This window comes from Sinorhizobium sp. BJ1, from assembly GCF_002531555.1.
GTDB classification, from domain to species: Bacteria; Pseudomonadota; Alphaproteobacteria; order Rhizobiales; family Rhizobiaceae; genus Sinorhizobium; species Sinorhizobium fredii_B.
This window is the reverse complement of record NZ_NWTH01000006.1, coordinates 154,796-174,346: the sequence shown is the minus strand read 5'-3', so window position 1 is coordinate 174,346 and position 19,551 is coordinate 154,796. Positions and strand designations below refer to the sequence as shown.

The following is a 19,551-nucleotide window of genomic DNA, read 5'->3' as shown; positions in this document are numbered from 1 at the left end:
GCAGCGGACTTGGCATTTCCACGTATGAGAGAAAGGTTCTTCGTATGATTCGGCGCTTCGAAGATGCCCGGATTCTCATGTACAGCCACGACACTTTCGGTCTCGGTCACCTGAGGCGCTGTCGCGCGATCGCGCATGCGCTCGTCGAGGATTATAGCGGCCTGCAGGTGCTGATCATTTCCGGGGCGACGATCGCCGGCGCCTTCGACTACCGGGCCCGCGTCGATTTCGTAAAAATCCCCAGCGTCATCAAGCTGAGGAACGGCGAATACACGTCGCTCGACCGCCACATCGACCTGCACGAGACGCTGAAGATGCGTCAGTCGATCATTCGCTCGACCGCCGAGACCTTCAAGCCGGACATCTTCATCGTCGACAAGGAGCCGATGGGGCTGCGCGGCGAGGTCGAGGACACCTTGACCTACCTGAAGACGCACGGGACGAGATTGGTTCTCGGGCTTCGGGAAATCATGGATGCGCCGCACCTGCTCGAGGAAGAGTGGAAACGCCGCGACACGATGCGCAAGATCGAGCAGTTCTACGATTCGATCTGGGTCTACGGCCCCCCGGATTTCTACGACCCGCTGATCGGCCTCGATGTGCCGGCGGCGGTGCGCGACCGCATGAATTTTGTAGGCTTCCTACAAAGAAGCGTTCCGCATGACGGATTGCCCGATCACAAACCGGAGGGCGATTATATTCTCGTGACCACCGGGGGCGGCGGGGATGGCGCCGAGCTCATCCACAACGTCATCCACGCCTACCAGCAGGATCCCGACCTGACGCACAATGCGTTTGTGGTCCTCGGTCCCTATATGCCCGCCAAGCAGCGCAACAAGCTGATCCGGAAGGGCAGCCGAATCCCTTTCATCAAGATCATCGAGTTCGACAATCGCATGGAAGAGCTGGTCGCCGGCGCCCGGGGCGTCGTATCGATGGGCGGATACAACACCTATTGCGAGATCCTCTCCTTCGACAAGCCGGCGCTCATCGTGCCGCGCCTGCAGCCGCGTGAGGAGCAGCTTATCCGGGCGCGGCGTGCGTCCGAACTCGGCCTGGTCGAGATGTTGCTGCCGCACGAGGCGGAAGACCCGCTGCGCTTCGCAGCGGCACTCAAGGCCTTGCCGCAGCGGGCGACGCCGTCGTGCAACAGGAACGGCCTGAGGCTCGAGGGCCTCGTCCATATCTCCGGGATTGTTGGGGAATGGCTCGATCACAGATCGAAAGAACACCTGAGCGTCGTCAAGCAGACAAGCTGAAATACCCGTGTCGCAAACCCGAAAGATCGCCGTTGTGCTGAAGGGCTACCCACGCCTTTCCGAAACCTTCATTGCCCAGGAACTGTTGGGCCTCGAAAGGGCAGGGCACGACCTCGTGCTTGTCGCCCTGCGGCGCCCGACGGACACGAAGCGTCATCCCGTCCATGACGAGATCCGGGCTAAAGTGTTCTATCTGCCGGAATACCTGCATGACGAGCCCTGGCGGGTGTTTCGTTCCCTGTTGAAATCGCTGCCCAAGGCCGGGCTCTGGCGGGCTCTGGTTCCTTTCCTAGGAGATCTTCGGCGTGACTGGACGCGCAACCGCTTCCGCCGTTTCGGCCAGGCGCTGGTGCTCTTCGCCGAGTGGCCGGAGGGCGCCCGCTGGCTGCATGCGCATTTCATCCACACGCCGGCCTCGGTGACGGCCTATGCGAGCATCATGACCGGCGTTCCCTGGACCTGCTCGGCGCACGCCAAGGACATCTGGACCTCTTCGGATTGGGAGCTGGCGGAAAAACTCGAACGGGCGCGCTGGACGGTGACTTGCACGCGCAGTGGCTTCGAGCATCTCAAAAGCCTGACGGCCGAGAAGTCCCGTGTGCATCTGAGTTATCACGGCCTCGACCTGCATCGCTTCCCGAGCTTCGAAGGCGAACATTCCCGCCGTGATGGCTCGGATCCTGGCGACCCGGTGCGCATCTTGAGCGTCGGGCGCGCTGTCGCCAAGAAGGGCTACGATATCCTCCTCAAGGCGCTGTCAATGCTGCCCGCCGATCTCAACTGGCGCTTCGAGCACATCGGCGCAGGCGATCTGACAAAGGACCTTCGGGGGCTTTCCGACCATCTCGGCCTTGCCCAGCACGTCACCTGGCAAGGCGCACTCGACCAGAAGGACGTTCTCGCACGCTATCGCGCGAGCGACATTTTCGCACTTGCCTGCCGGGTTGCGATCGATGGCGATCGCGACGGACTGCCAAATGTGCTGGTTGAGGCGTCGAGCCAGCAGCTTGCCTGCGTTTCGACACGGGTCTCCGGCATTCCGGAACTGCTTGACGACGAGGAGAACGGCCTCCTGGTGCCGCCGGAGGATCCCCGCGCCCTCGCTGTCGCGCTCGAGCGGCTCATCCGCGATCCGGCTCTGCGCATGCGGCTTGGCGCTGCGGCGGAAAGGCGCGTGCGGGCCGAGTTCGATCATCACTCGAGCGTCAGCCAGTTGAGCGGCCTCTTCGAAAGCGAATGGAGAAAGTCGCCTTGAGCCAGCGTCGCGTTTTTTTCTATGTGCAGCACCTGCTCGGTATCGGGCATCTGGCAAGGGCCAGCCGCATTGCAAAGGCGCTGCTGGCGCGCGGCTTCGACGTGACGATGGTGACAGGCGGTTTGCCTGTCCCTGGCTTCCCGGGAGAGGGCCTGCGGACGGTCGTCCTGCCGCCGGTGACGGCGGGCGACAAGGGCTTCTCCGGCCTGGCCGATGCCGAGGGCAATCCGATCACGCCCGCGTTCCAGGAGCATCGCAAGGATCTGCTCCTGGAGGCGCTTCGTCTCTCGGAGCCGGACGTCGTCATTGTCGAGGCTTTTCCGTTCGGCCGCCGGCAGATGCGCTTCGAACTCCTGCCCTTGCTCGACGCGATCGAAGCGATGGATCGCCGTCCGCTGGTGGCGGCTTCGCTGCGCGACATCCTGCAGGAGCGGACAAAACCCGGGCGAGCCGAGGAGACGGTCGAACTGGTGAAGAAACACTTCGACCTCGTTCTCGTCCATGGCGACCCGGGTTTCGCGCGGCTAGAGGAGACCTTTCCGCTTGCAGGCGAGATCGCCGACCGAGTGGTCTATACCGGGCTTGTCGCTCCGCCTCCGCCGGCTGAATCTGCCGAGACATTCGACATCGTGGTTTCCGCGGGTGGCGGCGCGGTCGGCAAGGAGTTGATCGGCGCAGCACTCGGGGCGGCGAGGATATTGCCGCAAGACCTCCGCTGGTGTCTGGTGACCGGCCCCAATCTGCCGCAGCCGGATTTCGACGACCTCGCCGCTGCGGCGCCCCACGGCGTCAGCCTGTTTCGCTTCCGGCAGGATTTTGCAAGCCTCCTTGCCGGCGCGCGTCTCTCGGTTTCACAGGCCGGCTACAACACCGTCTGCGACATACTCCGCGCTGGCTGCAGCTCGCTGCTCATTCCCTTTACCGCTGGCGGCGAAACGGAGCAGAGCACGCGCGCAACGAGGTTGGAGAGCCTCGGCCTCGCCGCCGTTCTGCCCGAAGACGGAATCACGCCGCAGGAACTCGCGCAGCAGGTGGAAAAGATGCTCGCGCGATCGAAACCGGATATCCCGCCGCTCGACCTCGACGGAGCCGACAGGACGGCGGCGATCCTCGAGGAGCATTTGAAGCGGATGGTAGGCCTCAGATCGTGCCGATCAGCATGAAGCGCGTATATTTCTTCATCGGCAGCGCGCCCGCGAAATCGACGCGGGACAGTCCAGCCTTGGCTTGGAATTCCTCGAGCGAGGCAACGCAGTTTATGTGGCTCGGCTCGCTGAAATAGTCGTTTGACTGCAGCATCACGCGGGTGCCGGAGGGGACGAGGCCGAGCCATGTGCCGAGGTCGGCGATGTGCTCGCAACTGGTGTTGACCACGAGATCAGCCTTCAAGCTGCGATAGTCGATCGCATACATGTCCGCCGTGACAGCGCGAAACCGATCGCCGAACCCGGAATTCAGCGTGCGGGCTACCTGTTCGACAGCCGGATCGATGTCGAAACTGTCGATCGCGTCGATCGTGAAACGCCGATCGTCGAGGAGCATGGCCGGCAGGACACCGTACCAGCCGCCGAGAACGACGACCCTGCCATAGGCGGGACCGGCAGTGTTGAAGAGCTCGTCGCGCGCCCAGAGCTTGCACAGAACCTGCTTGTGGTTGAAGGCATTGGCGATGCTCGCATCGGGATGCTTCGCGATGACCCTGGCTATGCCGTCAACGAGTACGCTTCCCGTGTAGGCGGCCAATCCTCGCGCAAGGTCGTAACCGTTTTCGTGCCATTCGCTGGAACTGTGGGGGTAGTGGCTGGCATGCGTCATGCGGCTGTTGTAAGCTCAGGGTCCGGCGAGCGCAAGGCGCGCAAGGAAAGCCGCGACTGAGGTTGCCGAAGGAGCCGAGTGAACACGCTGGCCGCGCCGGTCCGACAGGAACCGGCTCGATTTTCGGCGGAAGGGAGTTTGCTTGGTCAGCCAAGCGCTTGACATGGAGTAGGCCTCTGCTCTCATGGCAGGCAGTTACGAGTTCGTGGAAGAGGCCCACGCCATTGAAGATCTGGTGGAGAGCAACCATTTGCGGCCAGCGTCCGCTTCCGGAGCGGCGCTGCGATCCCGAAATTTAGATTAGGTCTCATTACCCGCCCATGGAACCACGTCTTTCCCGCTACATCTGGACCCATACCCGAAAGTCACAGCTCTGGATCCTCCTGATCGTAGCGCTGTCGATGATCCCTTATTTCATGTCCTTCGACCTGCCTAAGCAGATCGTCAACGGGCCGATCCAGGGGCAGGGATTCGAAACGCCCGGGGCAACCCAGACGTTCCTGCCGATTTCCTTCAGTCTGCCATTCGTTGGCGAGGTCAATCTCTTTTCGGGAATCGAGCTTGGGCGGCAGGGCACGCTGCTGGCACTCAGTCTCGTCTTTCTCCTGCTGGTGATCATCAACGGGCTCTTCAAGTTCTACATCAACACCTATAAGGGCCGGCTCGGCGAACGGCTCCTGAGGCGCATCCGTTTCGAGCTTGTCGATCGCGTCCTGCGCTTCCCGCCGCACCACCTGAAGCGTGTGAAGCCGGCGGAAATCTCGACGATGATCAAGGATGAAGTCGAGCCCATGGGCGGCTTCACCGGCGATGCCTTCGTGCAGCCTGCGCTTCTCGGCGGTCAGGCGCTGACGGCGTTGATCTTCATCCTGCTTCAGAGCTTCTGGCTCGGCATCATCGCCGCGGTCATCGTCGCGGTCCAGGCGGTGATCATTCCGCGCATGCGCCGGCGGCTGCTGGTGCTCGGGCGCGAACGGCAACTGACGGCGCGTGAGCTCTCGGGGCGGGTCAGCGAAATCGTCGACGGCATCGGCACGATCCGCGGCCATGACACGTCCAATTTCGAGCGCGCAGACATTGCTGCGCGCCTCGGACGGATCTTCAAGATCCGTTACGACCTTTACCAGTGGAAGTTCCTGGTGAAGTTCCTGAACAACTTCCTCGCCCAGGTCACGCCCTTCCTGTTCTATTCGATCGGCGGCTATTTCGCCCTGCAGGGGCGCCTCGACATCGGCCAGCTCGTCGCGGTCATCGGCGCCTACAAGGATCTGCCCGGACCGCTGAAGGAGCTGATCGATTGGGATCAAGCGCGTCAGGACGTGCAGGTCAAATACTCCCAGGTCGTGGAACAGTTCAGCGTCGAGCCGTTGATCGACCCGAAGGTGCAAGAGGTTTCGGTTGCTCCGCCTCAGGCGCTCTCAGGCACGCTTGCGGCCGTCAATCTCACGATTGCCGACGATGGCGGCGCCAAGCTGATTGAACATGTCTCCTTCCAGGCACGCCCGGGCGAGACGGTCGCCATCACCGGCGGTACGGGCGGCGGCGGAGAGGCCCTGGCCGAGGCGCTCGGCCGCCTGGCCTGGCCGGCAAGCGGCAGGATCGTCATCGGCGACGAGGATATTCACGAACTGCCGGAAGCGGTCATCGGGCGGCGGATGTCCTACGCCTCCTCGGAGGTCTACGCTTTCCAGGGCAGACTCGGCGACAATCTGCTCTATGGTCTCAAGCACGCGCCGCTGACCGAGGTGGCTTACGAGGGCGACAAGGCGGCTCATCGTCGGTGGGAACTGCTTGAAGCGAAGCTCGCTGGCAATCCCTCGTTCGACCTCAATAGCGATTGGATCGACTACGGAGCTGCAGGGGCCAAGGGGCCGGAAGATCTGTTCGGGAAGATCAGGGCCGTGCTCGATGTCGTGCTCCTGACGAACGACATTTCGGCTCTCGCTGTCCGCTCGACGATCAATCCCGTCGAACACGAGGCTTTCGCCAGCGAAATCGTCGAGATGCGTGCCGCGCTGCGCCGGCGGCTCGAGGCAGAGAGGCTCAGCGATCTTGTCGTGTTCTTCGAGCCGGGCTCCTACAATGTCGAAGCAACGGTTGGCGAAAACCTGCTGTTCGGCACAGTCACAGACCAGGCGCGGTGGGAAAGGGCACTGGAGAGCCACCCCTTCTTCAAGACCGTGCTGAAACGGGCCGGCCTTCACGAGACCTTCTACGAAATGGGGCTCGAAATTGCCGAGAACGTCGTCGAACTGTTCCGCGACCTGCCGCCGGATCATCCCTTCTTCCAGCAGCTTACCTTTATGACCAGCGAGGAAATTCCGACCTATGAGGCGCTTCTTCAGAAGCTCAGGGGCCGGCCGCTCGACGAGGTCTCGGAGGAGGACGCAATCCGGATCATCCGGCTGTGCTTCGGCTATATCGAGCCGCGGCATCGCTTCGGCCTCCTGACCGAGGATCTGATGCAGAAGATCGTCGAGGCGCGGCGCGAGTTCAGCGACGGCCTGCCCGCCGATCTCGTCGGCATCATCGAGCATTATCAGCCAAACCGCTACATTGCCTCGGCCAGCATTCTCGACAACGTGCTCTTCGGTCGGATCGGCCATAAGCACACGGACGGGTCGGACAAGATTCGGGCGATCGTTCGCGATCTCTTCGAATCGCTCGGCCTCTACAACAAGGTGTTGGCCTTCGGGCTCGATTTCGATGTCGGGGCCGGTGGCAAGCGCTTGACGGCCGGCCAGCGGCAGAAGCTCAACCTGGCGCGCGCCCTGATCCGGCTTTCCGATTTCTATATCTTCAATGAGCCGCTACGGGCTCTCGACCAACGCACACAGGACCAGATCACCCGCAACACCTTCGCCTTCCTGCATGACGAGAAGCGCGATCCGGCGATCGTATGGGTCCTTTCCAATCCCGCCCTTTCGGAACTCTTCGACCGGGTGGTGCATTTCGAGAACGGCCGGTTGGTATACGAAGAAGCGGTGGAAACGCCGTCGAAAGGCAGCGACTATAAGGAACTGGCATCTTGATGTAGTATTAGCATTGGGAGGCAGGCGTAATTTCCCGGTCGGTCGGGAAGGGACGTGATAGCGCCCACGACACACTCGGAGAAGCGGACTGATATGCTCCTAAAAGACGAAGTGGAAATGTTGCGCCGGATCACGCTTTTTTCCGGCCTGCCGCCTGCGAAACTCAAACTTCTCGCTTTCACCTCCGACCGGGTGATGTACAGCGCTGGCGAAGACCTGTTCCATCAAGGAGATATCGGCGACGCCGCCTATGTCATCCTGTCCGGCAAGGCCGACGTGCTGGTTTCGACGCCAACCGGGCAGTTGAAGGTTGCCGAGGTCGAGCAGAATTCGATCGTCGGCGAGATCGCCATCCTCTGCAACACGCCGCGTACCGCAACCATTCAGACGACCACTCCGCTCGAGGCCTTGCGCATTCGCAAGGACGACTTCCTGAAGCTGCTCGCCGATTTTCCGGAAATGGCGGTGGAGATCATGCGTGTGCTCGCCGACCGCCTCAGCCAAACGACCTCCGAGCTCACCGAAGCCCGCAGCCGCGCGCAACGAGTTGAAGCATAGGGTTCTCAGACGCTCCCGACGGGTCTGTCCGCCGCACCTTGAGCGGCTGCATGAATTTATTCCGGTTCCGAATTCCGGAATCATGCAGTAGAGAGGCGCGATGCGCGCCATAACCTATTTCGACAAGACCGTTTACTTCCCCGACAAACCGGAAAAGAAGCGCTTCTTCGCTCGCCTGCAAGCGGGCCAGTGGGAGCCCGGCACGTTTCGGAACATCGCCCGCCTCGTAGATACGAAGACGACCTTCATCGACATAGGCGGCTGGATCGGCGTGACGTCCTACTGGGCGGCTCAGATCGCAAACAATGTCATCGTCGTCGAGCCCGATCCGGTGTGCTTCGACATCCTGACGCAGATGAAGGTTGGCAACGCCGGCGAGGTGGCACTTGTCAACGCCGCGCTGTCGCAGGACGAGCGCCTGGTGCTCAACTCCGTCGGGGGCGGCTTCGGCAGTTCGGAAACCTCGGCGCTGATCGCCGACGACACCGGCATGGCGATTTCCGCCGAGACCGTCACGATCCCGAAGCTGCAGGCGATGGCGAAGACCAGGCGGCTCTGCTTCAAAGTCGACATCGAAGGCTATGAATACAAGGCGCTCGACCAGTTCCGGGCAATCGACCGGAAGCGGACGGCGGGCGTTCTGCTGGCGGTGCATCCGCAGATCCTGGCTGCCTCGCTTTCCGGCCCCGCGGTCCTGCGGTCGATCCGGACCATGGCGGCAACGGTGCGGCTGATCCGAAGCTTTCGCGGATTTCGCCTGGAGAATCGGTCGGCGATCTTTATGGCGATCCGCAAGTCGATCGCCCGACGCGAACTCAGAGGCTTCGACCTGCTCTTCCTTGCCAAGTAAGTGGCGCGAAGGATGGCGTGTTACGTTGCCGGGCGAACGCGATGGAAAACGGTCGGCGCCGCGCCGGGTATCTTGCTGAACGAATATACTTCATAGGCGGCTTGGGGATCGTCTCCCATGCCGAGCGACCCCGCCGGCATGCCAGGTACGGCGAGACCGGCAATGTCCGGACGCTCAGCCATCAGTTTCTTGATCGCCGCGAGCGGCACGTGTCCTTCAATCAGATAGCCGTCGAGCGTGGCGGTGTGACAGGCCTCCATATCCGCCGGGATGGCGAAGCGGCGCTTGACTGCTGTCATGTCGGTCTCGTTGTGGACTTCTATCGCGAACCCCGCGCCCATCATGGCTGCCGCCCAGCTTTCGCAGCAGCCACAGAGCGGATCCTTGTAGATCACCATGCGCCCGGCACTGGCCAGCGCGATGCGGGGACCGAGCAAGACGAGGAATGCGCCTGCCAGGGTGCCGGCCAGGAAATCTCGGCGATGGATGGTCATGAGGTCACTCCTTTCCTGGCTATTCCTTGCAGCTTGATCCGCTGCTGATCGCACGAAATTAATGCATGTCGCCCAAAAGTGTGCAGCGGTTTTGTGATGACGACATGCATAAAAATAAGAGCCAAAAGCGCTTCGCATGAATACGTTTGAATGCGACGCACTTTAGTAGACGCCGGGTCGCTCAGCGTGTCGATGCACCAAATCGCCGCACACCGCGCACCGGTTCGACACCGCCGCGGCCGAACCTGGCAGGCTCAAGCGGCTTCTCCGGCAGTTTTTCCGCATCGGCAAGATCGTCGATGATCGGGCAATCCGGCCGCGCATCGCCGTGGCAATGGGCGGCAAGATGTTTCAGCGTCCGGCTCATCGCCTTCAGCTCCTCCGCCTTGCGTTCGAGTATCGCCACTTGATCCAGCGCGATCTTCTTGACCTCGCTGCTGGCGCGCGAACGATCGCGCCAAAGCGCCAGAAGGTCCGCCATCTGCTCGACGGTGAAGCCGAGATCACGGGCGCGCCGGATGAAGCGCAGCGTATGGACGTCGTTGTCGCCGTAATTGCGGTAGCCGGACTGGCTCCTGTCGGCCGGCGGGATGAGACCGATCTTCTCGTAGTAACGGATCATCTTCGCCGAAACGCCTGAAGCGCGCGCGAGATCGCCGATATTCATGTCATCACCCTTTCGACAGGCGGCGGTTATCTTGGAGATATAAGGTTGCCCACGACCGGAAGCGAATAGAACCGCTTGTCAGTGCCTATCATCCACGCGCAGAGGACGGAATCTCTTGAGGCGCAGGGCATTGCCGACCACGAAGACGCTGGAAAGCGCCATCGCACCGGCGGCAAAGACGGGCGAGAGCAGCACGCCATAGCCGGGATAGAGCGCACCGGCGGCCACCGGTATCAGCACCACGTTATAGGCAAAGGCCCAGAACAGGTTTTCCTTGATGTTGCGGATCGTCGCCCGGGAAAGTGCTATCGCATTAGGCACGCCGAGCAGATCGCCGGACATCAGCACCACGTCGGCGCTCTCGATCGCGACGTCGGTTCCGGTGCCGATGGAAATTCCGACATCGGCAGTGGCAAGCGCCGGCGCGTCGTTGATACCATCGCCGACGAAGGCGACATTGCGGCCATCCGCCTGCAGGCGGCTCACCGCCGCGACCTTGCCGTCCGGCAGCACCTCGGCGAGAACATCGTCGATGCCGAGCTTGCGGGCGATGGTCTCTGCAGTCCGGCGGTTGTCGCCGGTGACGATCGCGATCTTCAGACCGAGATCATGCAGCGCCCGAATGGCTTGTGGCGTCGTCTCCTTCACCGGATCGGCAACGGCGATTATCGCGGCGAGCCTGTCATCGATCGCGGCATAGAGCGGGCTCTTGCCTTCGTCGCCGAGCCGGGCGGCCTCCGAGGCAAAGACCGAGACGTCGAGGCCGAGGCGCGCCATCAGCCTGTCGGCGCCCACATGGACGGTCTTTCCGGCGATCTCCGCCCGGGTGCCGAAGCCAGGGATCGCCTCGAATTTGTCGGGGTCGCTGACAGCGAAGCCCTCGGCCTTGGCAGCCGAAACAATGGCTTCGGCGATCGGGTGTTCGGAGCGTGCTTCGGCGGCGGCGACCAAAGCCAGGACGGAACTGCGATCGAAACCCGGCGCCGTGTTGAGGTCGGTCAGTTCCGGCCGCCCCTTGGTCAGCGTGCCGGTCTTGTCGACGGCGATAATTTTGGCATTGCGCAAGGTCTGCAAGGCTTCGCCCTTGCGGAAAAGCACGCCCATCTCGGCGGCGCGGCCGGTGCCGACCATGATCGAGGTCGGCGTAGCGAGACCCATTGCGCAGGGGCAGGCGATGATCAGCACCGCAACGCCGTTGACGAGTGCGAAGGCCAGGGCCGGGTGCGGTCCGAAGATGAGCCAGACGACAAAAGTCAGCAGGGCGACGGCCATGACGACCGGCACGAACCAGGCCGTGATGCGATCGACGAGCGCCTGGATCGGCAGTTTCGTGCCTTGCGCCTGCTCAACCATCCGGATGATCTGAGCAAGGACCGTATCGGCCCCGACCTTGGTGGCGCGGAATGTGAAGGCGCCGGTCTTGTTGATGGTGCCGCCGACGACGTCCGATGCCTTCGTCTTTTCGACCGGCACCGGCTCGCCGGTGATCATCGATTCATCGACATAGGAATCTCCCTCGACAATCGTGCCGTCGACGGCAATCTTCTCCCCGGGACGCACCAGCACAAAGTCGCCGGCGCGCAACTCGGCAATCGGGATCTCCAGCGCCTCGCCGTCGCGGCGGACCCGTGCAGTCTTCGGCTGAAGCCCCATCAGATGCTTGATCGCCTCCGATGTGCGCCCCTTGGCGCGCGCTTCGAGCAGCCGACCGAGCAGGATCAGCGTGACGATCATGGCTGCCGCTTCGTAATAGACATTGGATGTCCCGGTCGGCAGAAGCCCCGACGCAAAGGTCGCGACGACGGAATAGCCCCAGGCGGCCGCCGTCCCGATCGCCACCAGCGAATTCATGTCTGGCGCGACACGCAGCAGGGCAGGCACACCCTTCGCGAAAAAGCGCAAGCCGGGGCCGAAGAGAACGATCGTCGCGAGCGCAAACTGCAGGTACCAGCTCTGCTCCATGCCGATCCGGGTCATCACGAAGTCATGGATCGCCGGCACGAAGTGCGACCCCATTTCGAGGACGACGATAGGCAGCGTCAGTAAAGCGGCGATCAGGAAGTCCCGCTGTAGGCGGTTGAGCTCCTCGTCGCGCTTCTCCGCTTCGCGGTCGATGTCGCGGTCATTGCCGCGTTGATGCGCCTCGTAGCCGGCGCCGCGAACCGCGTCCAACAGCATCTGCGTAGACGCGAGCCCCCTGACCAACCGGATCGAGGCGCTCTCGCTGGCCAGATTGGCATTCGCCTCGACAATGCCTGGAACGGCCCTCAGCGCTTTCTCCACGCGCCCGACGCAGGAGGCGCAATTCATCCCCTCGATGCCGAGCTCGAGCGTGTCTTCAACCGCTCCGTAACCGACATTCTCGATCGCTTTGACGATCTCGGCTGGTTTCGCCGTCGTATCGAGCCGGACGTCTGCGCGCTTCGTTGCCAGATTGACGGACGCGGATACTACGCCGGGCACGGCGCTGATCGCCTTCTCGACGCGCGTCACGCAAGAGGCGCAGTTCATGCCCTCCACAGAAAGGCTCAGCCTGCGCAAATCTTCTGCATTTCTGACGGCACTCGGGGATGCCATGGTCCTATTCCTTGTGATGTATCTGCCTTGAGGATGGGTTTTCGAATGGAGCGCGGCCGAGCAGTCGCTTCATCCGCCTATAGGGGCAGGCTTTCGTAGCCGGCGGCGTTGAGCGCCCGCGCGATCGCTGCTCTATCGGCCGCCGTCTCACCTCGCGGCGAGATCCACCTCAATTCCGGCCGTCGGATCGACGCCACGAATCGCCTTCTCCACTGCGCGACCGCCGGAGTTCATATCTTCGATCTTTTAGCGCTGCATATCTGTCTCCGTAAATGCGTATGACCGGAAGATAGGCCTTCCCACCGTTGGAAGGTCAAGGGATGCTTTGTGAAGGAAACTCGGCGCAGTGAGAGGCGCAGGTCATTGATGCTTGCGAGGACGTCGGCGGCCATCCGCGTCAATTTTCCTTCACGGCGCTGGAATAAGGTTCAATATGCGGCCTTTACCCAAGACGTCGGAGCGGTGAAATGACCAAATCAACACGCGAGGAAGAACACTTCGACTGGCTCGAAGCGGAGCTGGCGGACACCTTGGACGAGGATTACGAGCTCGAGCTTTCAGAACCGGCGCTGTCTGAGGAAATCCGCAAGATCTACCGCAAGACGCATCCTCCGACGATGCCGCGGATGGAGTATTTCCGCGCCCTCCTGGCGCTGCAGGCGGAACTGATCAAGCTCCAGGACTGGGTCGTCTATCACAAAGAGAAGGTCGTCGTGGTTTTCGAGGGCCGGGATGCCGCCGGCAAAGGGGGCGTCATCAAGCGCATTACGCAGCGGCTCAATCCGCGCGTCGCGAGGACCGTTGCGCTACCGGCGCCCTCCGATCGCGAGAAGACCCAATGGTATTTCCAACGTTATGTGCCGCATCTGCCCGCCGGCGGCGAGATCGTGCTTTTCGACCGCTCCTGGTACAATCGCTCCGGCGTCGAGCGCGTCATGGGCTTCGCGACAGAAGATGAGGTCGAGCAATTCTTCAACGACGTTCCCGCATTCGAGCGCATGTTGGTGCGCTCCGGCATTCGGCTTGTCAAATACTGGTTCTCGATCACCGACGAGGAGCAGCAACTGCGCTTCCTGATGCGCATCCACGATCCGTTGAAACAGTGGAAGCTCTCGCCGATGGACCTGCAATCGCGTGTGCGCTGGGAAGCCTATACCAAGGCCAAGGAAGAGACCTTCGCCCGCACCAACATCCCGGAAGCGCCGTGGCACATCGTCGAGGCCAACGACAAGAAGCGGGCGCGGCTCAACTGCATCGACCACCTCTTGAAGCAGTTCCCTTATGAGGAGGTGCCGCACGAGGATATCAGCCTGCCGGAGCGGATATTCAATCCCAACTACGAGCGAATGGTGCTGCCGCCGGAGCTCTACGTACCGTCGAAATACTGATCGACCGGTGTGCGCCAGCGCGATGTCACGCCTGCGCCGACACGGGCTTGTCATCGATCTGTGAGAGACTTGGTGTCCCTGCCAGACACGGCTTTGCTATTGTGTTGCTTTTCAAAGAGATGGCGAGATGGACGTGGATCACCGCACAGATTTGCTCTCACTCTACCCGGACGAAATGCGCATGCTTCGCGAGATGTTCGATTGCGCCCTGGTCGAGCGCCAGTGGAGCAGCAATTGCGAGGCGGCGGAAGCGCTCGCCGCGCGGATCGCCGATCTCCATCAAACCGGTGTCCAGGATGCCGACGATCTCCTCGCGATGATCCGCCGGTTCTGAACCTTGTTCAGACCGCGCCTTGGTCAACGACAGCGGCCGTTACGAGCCCGGCAAACGGGGGCCCACGCCCTCCGTCGGCTAGCGACTTGCACCCCGCAGCCGGAGCCGCGCTCTGTCGAGCCACCTGCGTTGCGGCAGAGTCCAGTCATCTTCAGTGCCGCTTCGGGCAGGCGTTCACTCTTGAGTTCGATCTTGGACGCCAAGGCATGGATGGCCTATGATTGCAACGCTCTGCGGTCAGTCCTCTGCACCGGTGAAGGCGGATTGCGATGCGGTCGACCGAGTTTCATCTTGTCACGAACTGGACCATCGACGCCTCTGTCGAGGATGTCTGGCGGGTGTTGAGCGCCCCCGAGACCTGGCCGGGATGGTGGCCCTCGGTAAAGCAGGTCACGCTTGTGCGCCTAGGCGACGAGGCCGGCATCGGTGCCGTGCACCGGATGAAATGGTCCACGGCGTTGCCCTATGACTTGGCCTTCGACATGGAAACGACCAGGATCGAACCTATGTCGCTCATCGAGGGGAAAGCTTCGGGTGAACTCGAGGGTACCGGTCGATGGACGCTTCGGCGCGACGGCGCGAAATGCAATGTCCGCTACGACTGGATCGTCAAGGTCACGAAACCCTGGATGGTCAGACTTGCATTCATCCTGAAGCCTGTTTTCAGCTGGAACCATGCGATCGTCATGGAACGCGGTCGGCGAGGTCTGGTGCGTCGCCTGGCCGGTGATCGTTGAGACTCCCGGGCGGCTATTCCCGGGTTTTACCGGCATTTCCTACAGCGCCGTGCGTCCTTTCAGACGCACAAAGGACGCTGTAGCACCTTGAATTGCTGCGGCGGCGCTTCGCTCGGTGCTACCAGCAAAAAATCCTACGCGAATCCTATTTCTTTCCTCTTGAGGCTCTCTCGAACCTTTATGCGGTTCGGAGCCATATTCTCGCCAGGTTTCAACCACCCGCCGCATCGCCTCGATCTTGCGGCGGAGATGCGCACGCCATCGCGATCACCTGCCGGGTGCCCGGTGCTGCCTCGGGGTGACGCACAGTCAGTAAAACAACACACAGGGATCATCGTCATGGACATTGTCGTTCTCGCAATAGCCATCGTGTTTTTCGCTTTATCGTTTGCCTATGTCAGGGCTTGCAGCAACCTCTAGTCGCGGAGCGGAAAGATGCTCGTTGAATACACCCTCGGTGGCGCAGTGACCGTATTCCTCCTCGTCTACCTGACCTACGCCCTCATTCGTCCGGAGCGGTTCTGATCGCCAAGGCATAATGTTCGGAAAGCCATACCCATGACTATCAACGGATGGATTCAGATCCTTGTTTTCTGCGGGATCGTCACCTTGCTGGTGAAGCCGCTCGGCGGCTACATGACGCGCGTCTTCAGCGGCGAGCACACGCTTCTTTCATGGATCTTCGGTCCGCTCGAGCGCGGTCTCTACGCCGTCGCCGGTACGAGCGAGCGGGAGGAACAGCATTGGACGACCTATGCGGCCGCCTTACTGTTCTTCAATCTGGCAGGGTTCCTGCTGCTCTATTTTCTCCAGCGCTTTCAAGGCGCACTGCCGTTCAATCCGGCCGGCATGGCCGCCGTCCCGCCGGAACTTGCCTTCAACACCGCTGCCAGCTTCATGACCAATACGAACTGGCAGAACTACGGCGGCGAGAGCAGGATGTCCTATCTCGTGCAGATGGCCGGCCTCACCGTCCAGAACTTCGTCTCGGCGGCGACCGGTATCGCCATTGCCGTGGCTCTGATCCGCGGGTTTTCCCGGGCATCGGTCAAGTCGATCGGCAACTTCTGGGTCGACCTGACGAGAGCCACGCTCTACATCCTGCTGCCGCTCTGCGTGGTGCTGACCCTCGTCTATGTCTACCTCGGCATGCCCCAGACGCTCGGCGCCTACCTCGAAGCGACGACGCTCGAAGGGGCGCGACAGACGATCGCCGTCGGCCCGGTCGCGTCACAGATCGCCATCAAGATGCTCGGCACCAATGGCGGCGGCTTCTTCAATGCCAACGCCGCCCATCCGTTCGAGAATCCGGACGCGATCTCCAATCTCATCCAGATGGTGTCGATCTTCGCGATCGGAGCGGCGCTCACCAACGTCTTCGGCCGCATGGTCGGCAACCAGCGTCAGGGCTGGGCGATCTTCGCGATCATGGGCGCCCTGTTTCTCGTCGGCGTCGTCGTCTGCTACTGGGCCGAGGCAGCCGGTAACCCGCTCGTCCACGCGCTTGGTCTTGAAGGCGGCAACATGGAAGGCAAGGAAGTCCGTTTTGGTATTTCCCTGTCTGCCCTCTTCGCCGTCATCACCACGGCGGCCTCCTGCGGCGCCGTCAACGCGATGCATGACAGCTTCACGGCGCTCGGCGGGCTCATCCCGCTGATCAACATGGAGCTCGGCGAGATCATCGTCGGCGGCGTTGGCGCGGGCTTCTACGGCATCCTGCTCTTCGTTGTGCTGGCGATCTTCGTGGCCGGCCTGATGGTGGGTCGCACTCCGGAATATCTCGGCAAGAAGATCGAGGCGAAGGAGGTCAAGATGGCGGTTCTTGCCATCCTGTGCCTTCCGCTCGCGATGCTGGTCTTCACGGCGATCTCGGTCGTGCTGCCGGACGCCGCGGCGTCGATCGCCAATCCCGGTCCGCACGGCTTTTCGGAGATCCTCTACGCCTACACGTCGGCGGCCGCGAACAACGGCTCTGCCTTCGGCGGCCTGACCGGCAATACGGTCTGGTACAACCTCACGCTCGGCATCGCGATGCTGATGGGTCGCTTCCTGGTCATCATCCCAGCCCTGGCAATCGCCGGCTCGCTGGTGGCCAAAAAGACCGTACCCGCTTCCACAGGGACGTTCCCGACCGACGGAGCGCTCTTCGTCGGCTTGCTCAGCGGCGTCATCCTGATCGTCGGCGGCCTGACGTTCTTCCCGGCTCTCGCGGTCGGCCCGATCGTCGAGCATCTCGCCATGCTCCTCGGGCAGACCTTCTGACGGTGGCGCCATGGCTCACGTAGTCCGCCATTCACGCAAATCGTTCCATCCCCTCGCCGAGCACCTGGCGCGGGGAGAAGCGCCGCCGCCACGGGTCTCGACCATCCTCTGCCTGATCCTCGGCGGGATGACGCTGCTCGTGCTGATCGGCAAGGCGTTGACATATTTGTTCGCAGCGACCTGACCGATCGCGGTGCGTTCGAAACATCCAACTGGAGTCTCCAATGAGCCAGTCGAAATCCACGAGCATCATGGACGCTCGCATCCTCATACCCGCCATCGGCGATGCCTTCCGGAAGCTCAATCCGGAGGCGCTCGCCCGGAACCCGGTGATGTTCGTCGTCGGCGTCGTCTCCGCTTTGACCACCGTCCTGCTTCTCCGTGACCTGATCACGGGCGGCGGGAACATCGGCTTCTCGTTCCAGATCGTCGTCTGGCTTTGGTTCACCGTGCTTTTCGCCAATTTTGCCGAAGCGGTGGCCGAGGGACGCGGCAAGGCGCAAGCGGAATCGCTGCGGCGGACGCGCACGGAAACCCAGGCGAAGCTGCTGAAGGGCGATGATATCAGGAACTTCAAGGTCGTCCCCGGCACGAGCCTGAAAGTCGGCGATGTCGTGCTTGTCGAGGCCGGGGACATTATCCCGTCGGACGGCGAAGTCGTCGAAGGCGTCGCCTCGGTCAACGAGGCGGCCATAACCGGCGAATCCGCGCCGGTGATCCGCGAATCGGGCGGTGACCGGTCCGCCGTCACCGGCGGCACGCAGGTGCTTTCCGACTGGATCCGAGTCCGGATCACCGCGGCGTCCGGCTCGACCTTTATCGACCGCATGATCGCGCTCGTCGAAGGCGCCGAGCGGCAAAAGACGCCCAACGAGATCGCGCTCAACATCCTGCTTGCCGGCATGACGCTGATCTTCGTTCTGGCGACGGCGACGATCCCGAGTTTCGCCACCTATGCCGGCGGCTACATTCCCGTGCTCATTCTCGTGGCGCTCTTCGTCACGCTGATACCGACGACGATAGGCGCGCTTCTGTCGGCGATCGGCATCGCCGGCATGGACCGGCTGGTGCGCTTCAACGTACTTGCCATGTCCGGCCGTGCCGTCGAGGCGGCAGGCGACGTCGATACGCTGCTGCTCGACAAGACCGGCACCATTACGTTCGGCAATCGCCAGGCCACGGAGGTCAAGCCGGTTCGTGGCGTCACCGAGCAGGATTTGGCGGATGCCGCACAGCTTGCGTCGCTCGCCGACGAGACTCCGGAGGGCCGCTCCATCGTCGTGCTCGCCAAGGAGAAATACGGCATCCGCGCCCGCGACATGGGCAGCCTGCATGCCCACTTCGTGCCGTTCACGGCGCAAAGCCGAATGAGTGGCGTCGATTTCGACGGCTCCAGCATCCGCAAGGGGGCGGTCGACGCAGTTCTTCATTATGTCGATCGCACCACTGTCGCGAGCACCGATGGTACTGCGCGGGTGGCCGTGCGTGAACCGCAGGCAGCCCGCGAGCTCCAGGCGATCGCCGACGAGATCGCCAAGGCGGGCGGTACGCCCCTTGCCGTGGTCAAGGACGGCCGACTACTCGGTATCGTCCATCTCAAGGACATCGTCAAAGGCGGCATCAAGGAGCGCTTCGCCGAATTGCGCCGCATGGGCATTCGCACCGTGATGATCACTGGCGACAATCCGATGACGGCTGCGGCGATCGCGGCGGAAGCGGGCGTCGACGATTTCCTGGCTCAGGCCACACCCGAGAACAAGCTCAGCCTCATCCGCGAGGAACAGGCGAAAGGCAAGCTCGTGGCGATGTGCGGCGACGGCACGAACGACGCGCCCGCGCTCGCCCAGGCGGATGTCGGCGTCGCGATGAACACCGGCACGGTGGCGGCGCGCGAAGCCGGCAACATGGTCGACCTCGATTCCGACCCGACGAAGCTCATCGAGATCGTCGAGATCGGCAAGCAATTGCTGATGACGCGCGGCGCCTTGACGACCTTTTCGATTGCCAACGACGTCGCCAAGTACTTCGCCATCATCCCGGCGATGTTCCTGGCTTTCTATCCGCAGCTCGGCGCCCTCAACGTCATGGGCCTGAAGACGCCCGAGAGCGCAATTCTCTCGGCGATCATCTTCAACGCGCTCATCATCGTCGCGTTGATACCGCTTTCGCTGAAGGGCGTGAAATACCGGCCGATCGGCGCAGGCGCGCTGCTCTCGCGCAACCTGCTGATCTACGGCCTCGGCGGCATCATCGTTCCCTTCATCGGCATCAAAGTGATTGACGTCGTCATCACGACGCTCGGCCTCGCATAAGGATCGATCCC

17 protein-coding genes are annotated in these 19,551 nt (G+C 62.2%); 13 read left to right on the top strand and 4 right to left on the bottom strand.

What is annotated here, in order from left to right; all coding sequences use genetic code 11:
• Positions 1–44 precede the first annotated feature (44 nt).
• The 3 genes from CO676_RS11410 to CO676_RS11400 are packed head-to-tail and all read left to right on the top strand — an operon-like array spanning position 45 to position 3,677.
• Complete coding sequence (locus tag CO676_RS11410; protein ID WP_097521079.1) at positions 45–1,259, top strand: glycosyltransferase family protein; 1,215 nt, start codon at positions 45–47, stop codon at positions 1,257–1,259.
• Positions 1,260–1,266: 7 nt separating this feature from the next.
• Positions 1,267–2,514 carry a glycosyltransferase family 4 protein gene (locus CO676_RS11405; protein ID WP_097521077.1) on the top strand — a complete coding sequence of 416 codons (1,248 nt, stop codon included), beginning with the start codon at positions 1,267–1,269 and terminating at the stop codon, positions 2,512–2,514.
• Complete coding sequence (locus CO676_RS11400; protein WP_097521075.1) at positions 2,496–3,677, top strand: glycosyltransferase; 1,182 nt, start codon at positions 2,496–2,498, stop codon at positions 3,675–3,677. Before CO676_RS11405 ends, CO676_RS11400 begins: the two co-directional genes overlap by 19 nt.
• On the opposite strand, the gene CO676_RS11395 is transcribed toward CO676_RS11400, so the two are convergent.
• Positions 3,655–4,329 carry an SAM-dependent methyltransferase gene (locus CO676_RS11395; RefSeq protein ID WP_097521073.1) on the bottom strand — a complete coding sequence of 225 codons (675 nt, stop codon included), beginning with the start codon at positions 4,327–4,329 and terminating at the stop codon, positions 3,655–3,657. The two genes, CO676_RS11400 and CO676_RS11395, sit on opposite strands and share 23 nt — an antisense overlap.
• Before the next feature lie 320 nt (positions 4,330–4,649).
• Here CO676_RS11395 and CO676_RS11390 point away from each other — a divergent pair, with 320 nt between their 5' ends.
• The 3 genes from CO676_RS11390 to CO676_RS11380 all read left to right on the top strand — a co-directional run bounded on the left by CO676_RS11390 (position 4,650) and on the right by CO676_RS11380 (position 8,769).
• Entirely contained in the window at positions 4,650–7,361 is a 2,712-nt protein-coding gene (locus CO676_RS11390; RefSeq protein ID WP_097521071.1) for an ABC transporter ATP-binding protein, read from the top strand.
• A gap of 93 nt (positions 7,362–7,454) precedes the next feature.
• Positions 7,455–7,919, top strand: a complete 465-nt coding sequence (locus CO676_RS11385) for a Crp/Fnr family transcriptional regulator (RefSeq protein WP_014763979.1) — start codon at positions 7,455–7,457, stop codon at positions 7,917–7,919.
• A 100-nt stretch (positions 7,920–8,019) separates the two neighbouring features.
• Positions 8,020–8,769, top strand: a complete 750-nt coding sequence (locus CO676_RS11380) for an FkbM family methyltransferase (protein WP_097521069.1) — start codon at positions 8,020–8,022, stop codon at positions 8,767–8,769.
• A gap of 20 nt (positions 8,770–8,789) precedes the next feature.
• Here CO676_RS11380 and CO676_RS11375 read toward each other — a convergent pair whose 3' ends face one another.
• From CO676_RS11375 to CO676_RS11365, 3 genes are all read right to left on the bottom strand, one after another.
• Positions 8,790–9,263, bottom strand: coding sequence for a DUF411 domain-containing protein (locus CO676_RS11375; RefSeq protein WP_097521067.1), 474 nt, complete (start codon positions 9,261–9,263; stop codon positions 8,790–8,792).
• A gap of 181 nt (positions 9,264–9,444) precedes the next feature.
• Positions 9,445–9,930: a Cu(I)-responsive transcriptional regulator gene (gene cueR, locus CO676_RS11370; RefSeq protein ID WP_097521065.1), complete on the bottom strand. Its 486-nt coding sequence runs from the start codon at positions 9,928–9,930 to the stop codon at positions 9,445–9,447.
• 78 nt (positions 9,931–10,008) lie between these two features.
• Positions 10,009–12,507: a heavy metal translocating P-type ATPase gene (locus CO676_RS11365; protein ID WP_097521063.1), complete on the bottom strand. Its 2,499-nt coding sequence runs from the start codon at positions 12,505–12,507 to the stop codon at positions 10,009–10,011.
• A 467-nt stretch (positions 12,508–12,974) separates the two neighbouring features.
• Between CO676_RS11365 and ppk2 the strand changes: the two genes are divergently transcribed.
• The 7 genes from ppk2 to kdpB all read left to right on the top strand — a co-directional run bounded on the left by ppk2 (position 12,975) and on the right by kdpB (position 19,540).
• Entirely contained in the window at positions 12,975–13,895 is a 921-nt protein-coding gene (ppk2, locus tag CO676_RS11360) for a polyphosphate kinase 2 (RefSeq protein WP_097521061.1), read from the top strand.
• A 127-nt stretch (positions 13,896–14,022) separates the two neighbouring features.
• Positions 14,023–14,229, top strand: a complete 207-nt coding sequence (locus CO676_RS11355) for a hypothetical protein (RefSeq protein ID WP_014761728.1) — start codon at positions 14,023–14,025, stop codon at positions 14,227–14,229.
• Positions 14,230–14,498: 269 nt separating this feature from the next.
• Positions 14,499–14,966: an SRPBCC family protein gene (locus CO676_RS11350; protein WP_097521059.1), complete on the top strand. Its 468-nt coding sequence runs from the start codon at positions 14,499–14,501 to the stop codon at positions 14,964–14,966.
• A gap of 435 nt (positions 14,967–15,401) precedes the next feature.
• Positions 15,402–15,491, top strand: a complete 90-nt coding sequence (locus CO676_RS11345) for a K(+)-transporting ATPase subunit F (protein ID WP_037430321.1) — start codon at positions 15,402–15,404, stop codon at positions 15,489–15,491.
• 33 nt (positions 15,492–15,524) lie between these two features.
• On the top strand, positions 15,525–17,228 hold the full coding sequence (kdpA, locus tag CO676_RS11340) for a potassium-transporting ATPase subunit KdpA (protein WP_097521057.1): 1,704 nt from the start codon (positions 15,525–15,527) through the stop codon (positions 17,226–17,228).
• 10 nt (positions 17,229–17,238) lie between these two features.
• Positions 17,239–17,412: a hypothetical protein gene (locus CO676_RS35205; protein ID WP_179875454.1), complete on the top strand. Its 174-nt coding sequence runs from the start codon at positions 17,239–17,241 to the stop codon at positions 17,410–17,412.
• 40 nt (positions 17,413–17,452) lie between these two features.
• The gene (kdpB, locus tag CO676_RS11335) at positions 17,453–19,540 is read left to right on the top strand and encodes a potassium-transporting ATPase subunit KdpB (RefSeq protein WP_097521055.1); all 2,088 of its coding nucleotides are present in this window, start codon (positions 17,453–17,455) and stop codon (positions 19,538–19,540) included.
• Positions 19,541–19,551: the final 11 nt, after the last annotated feature.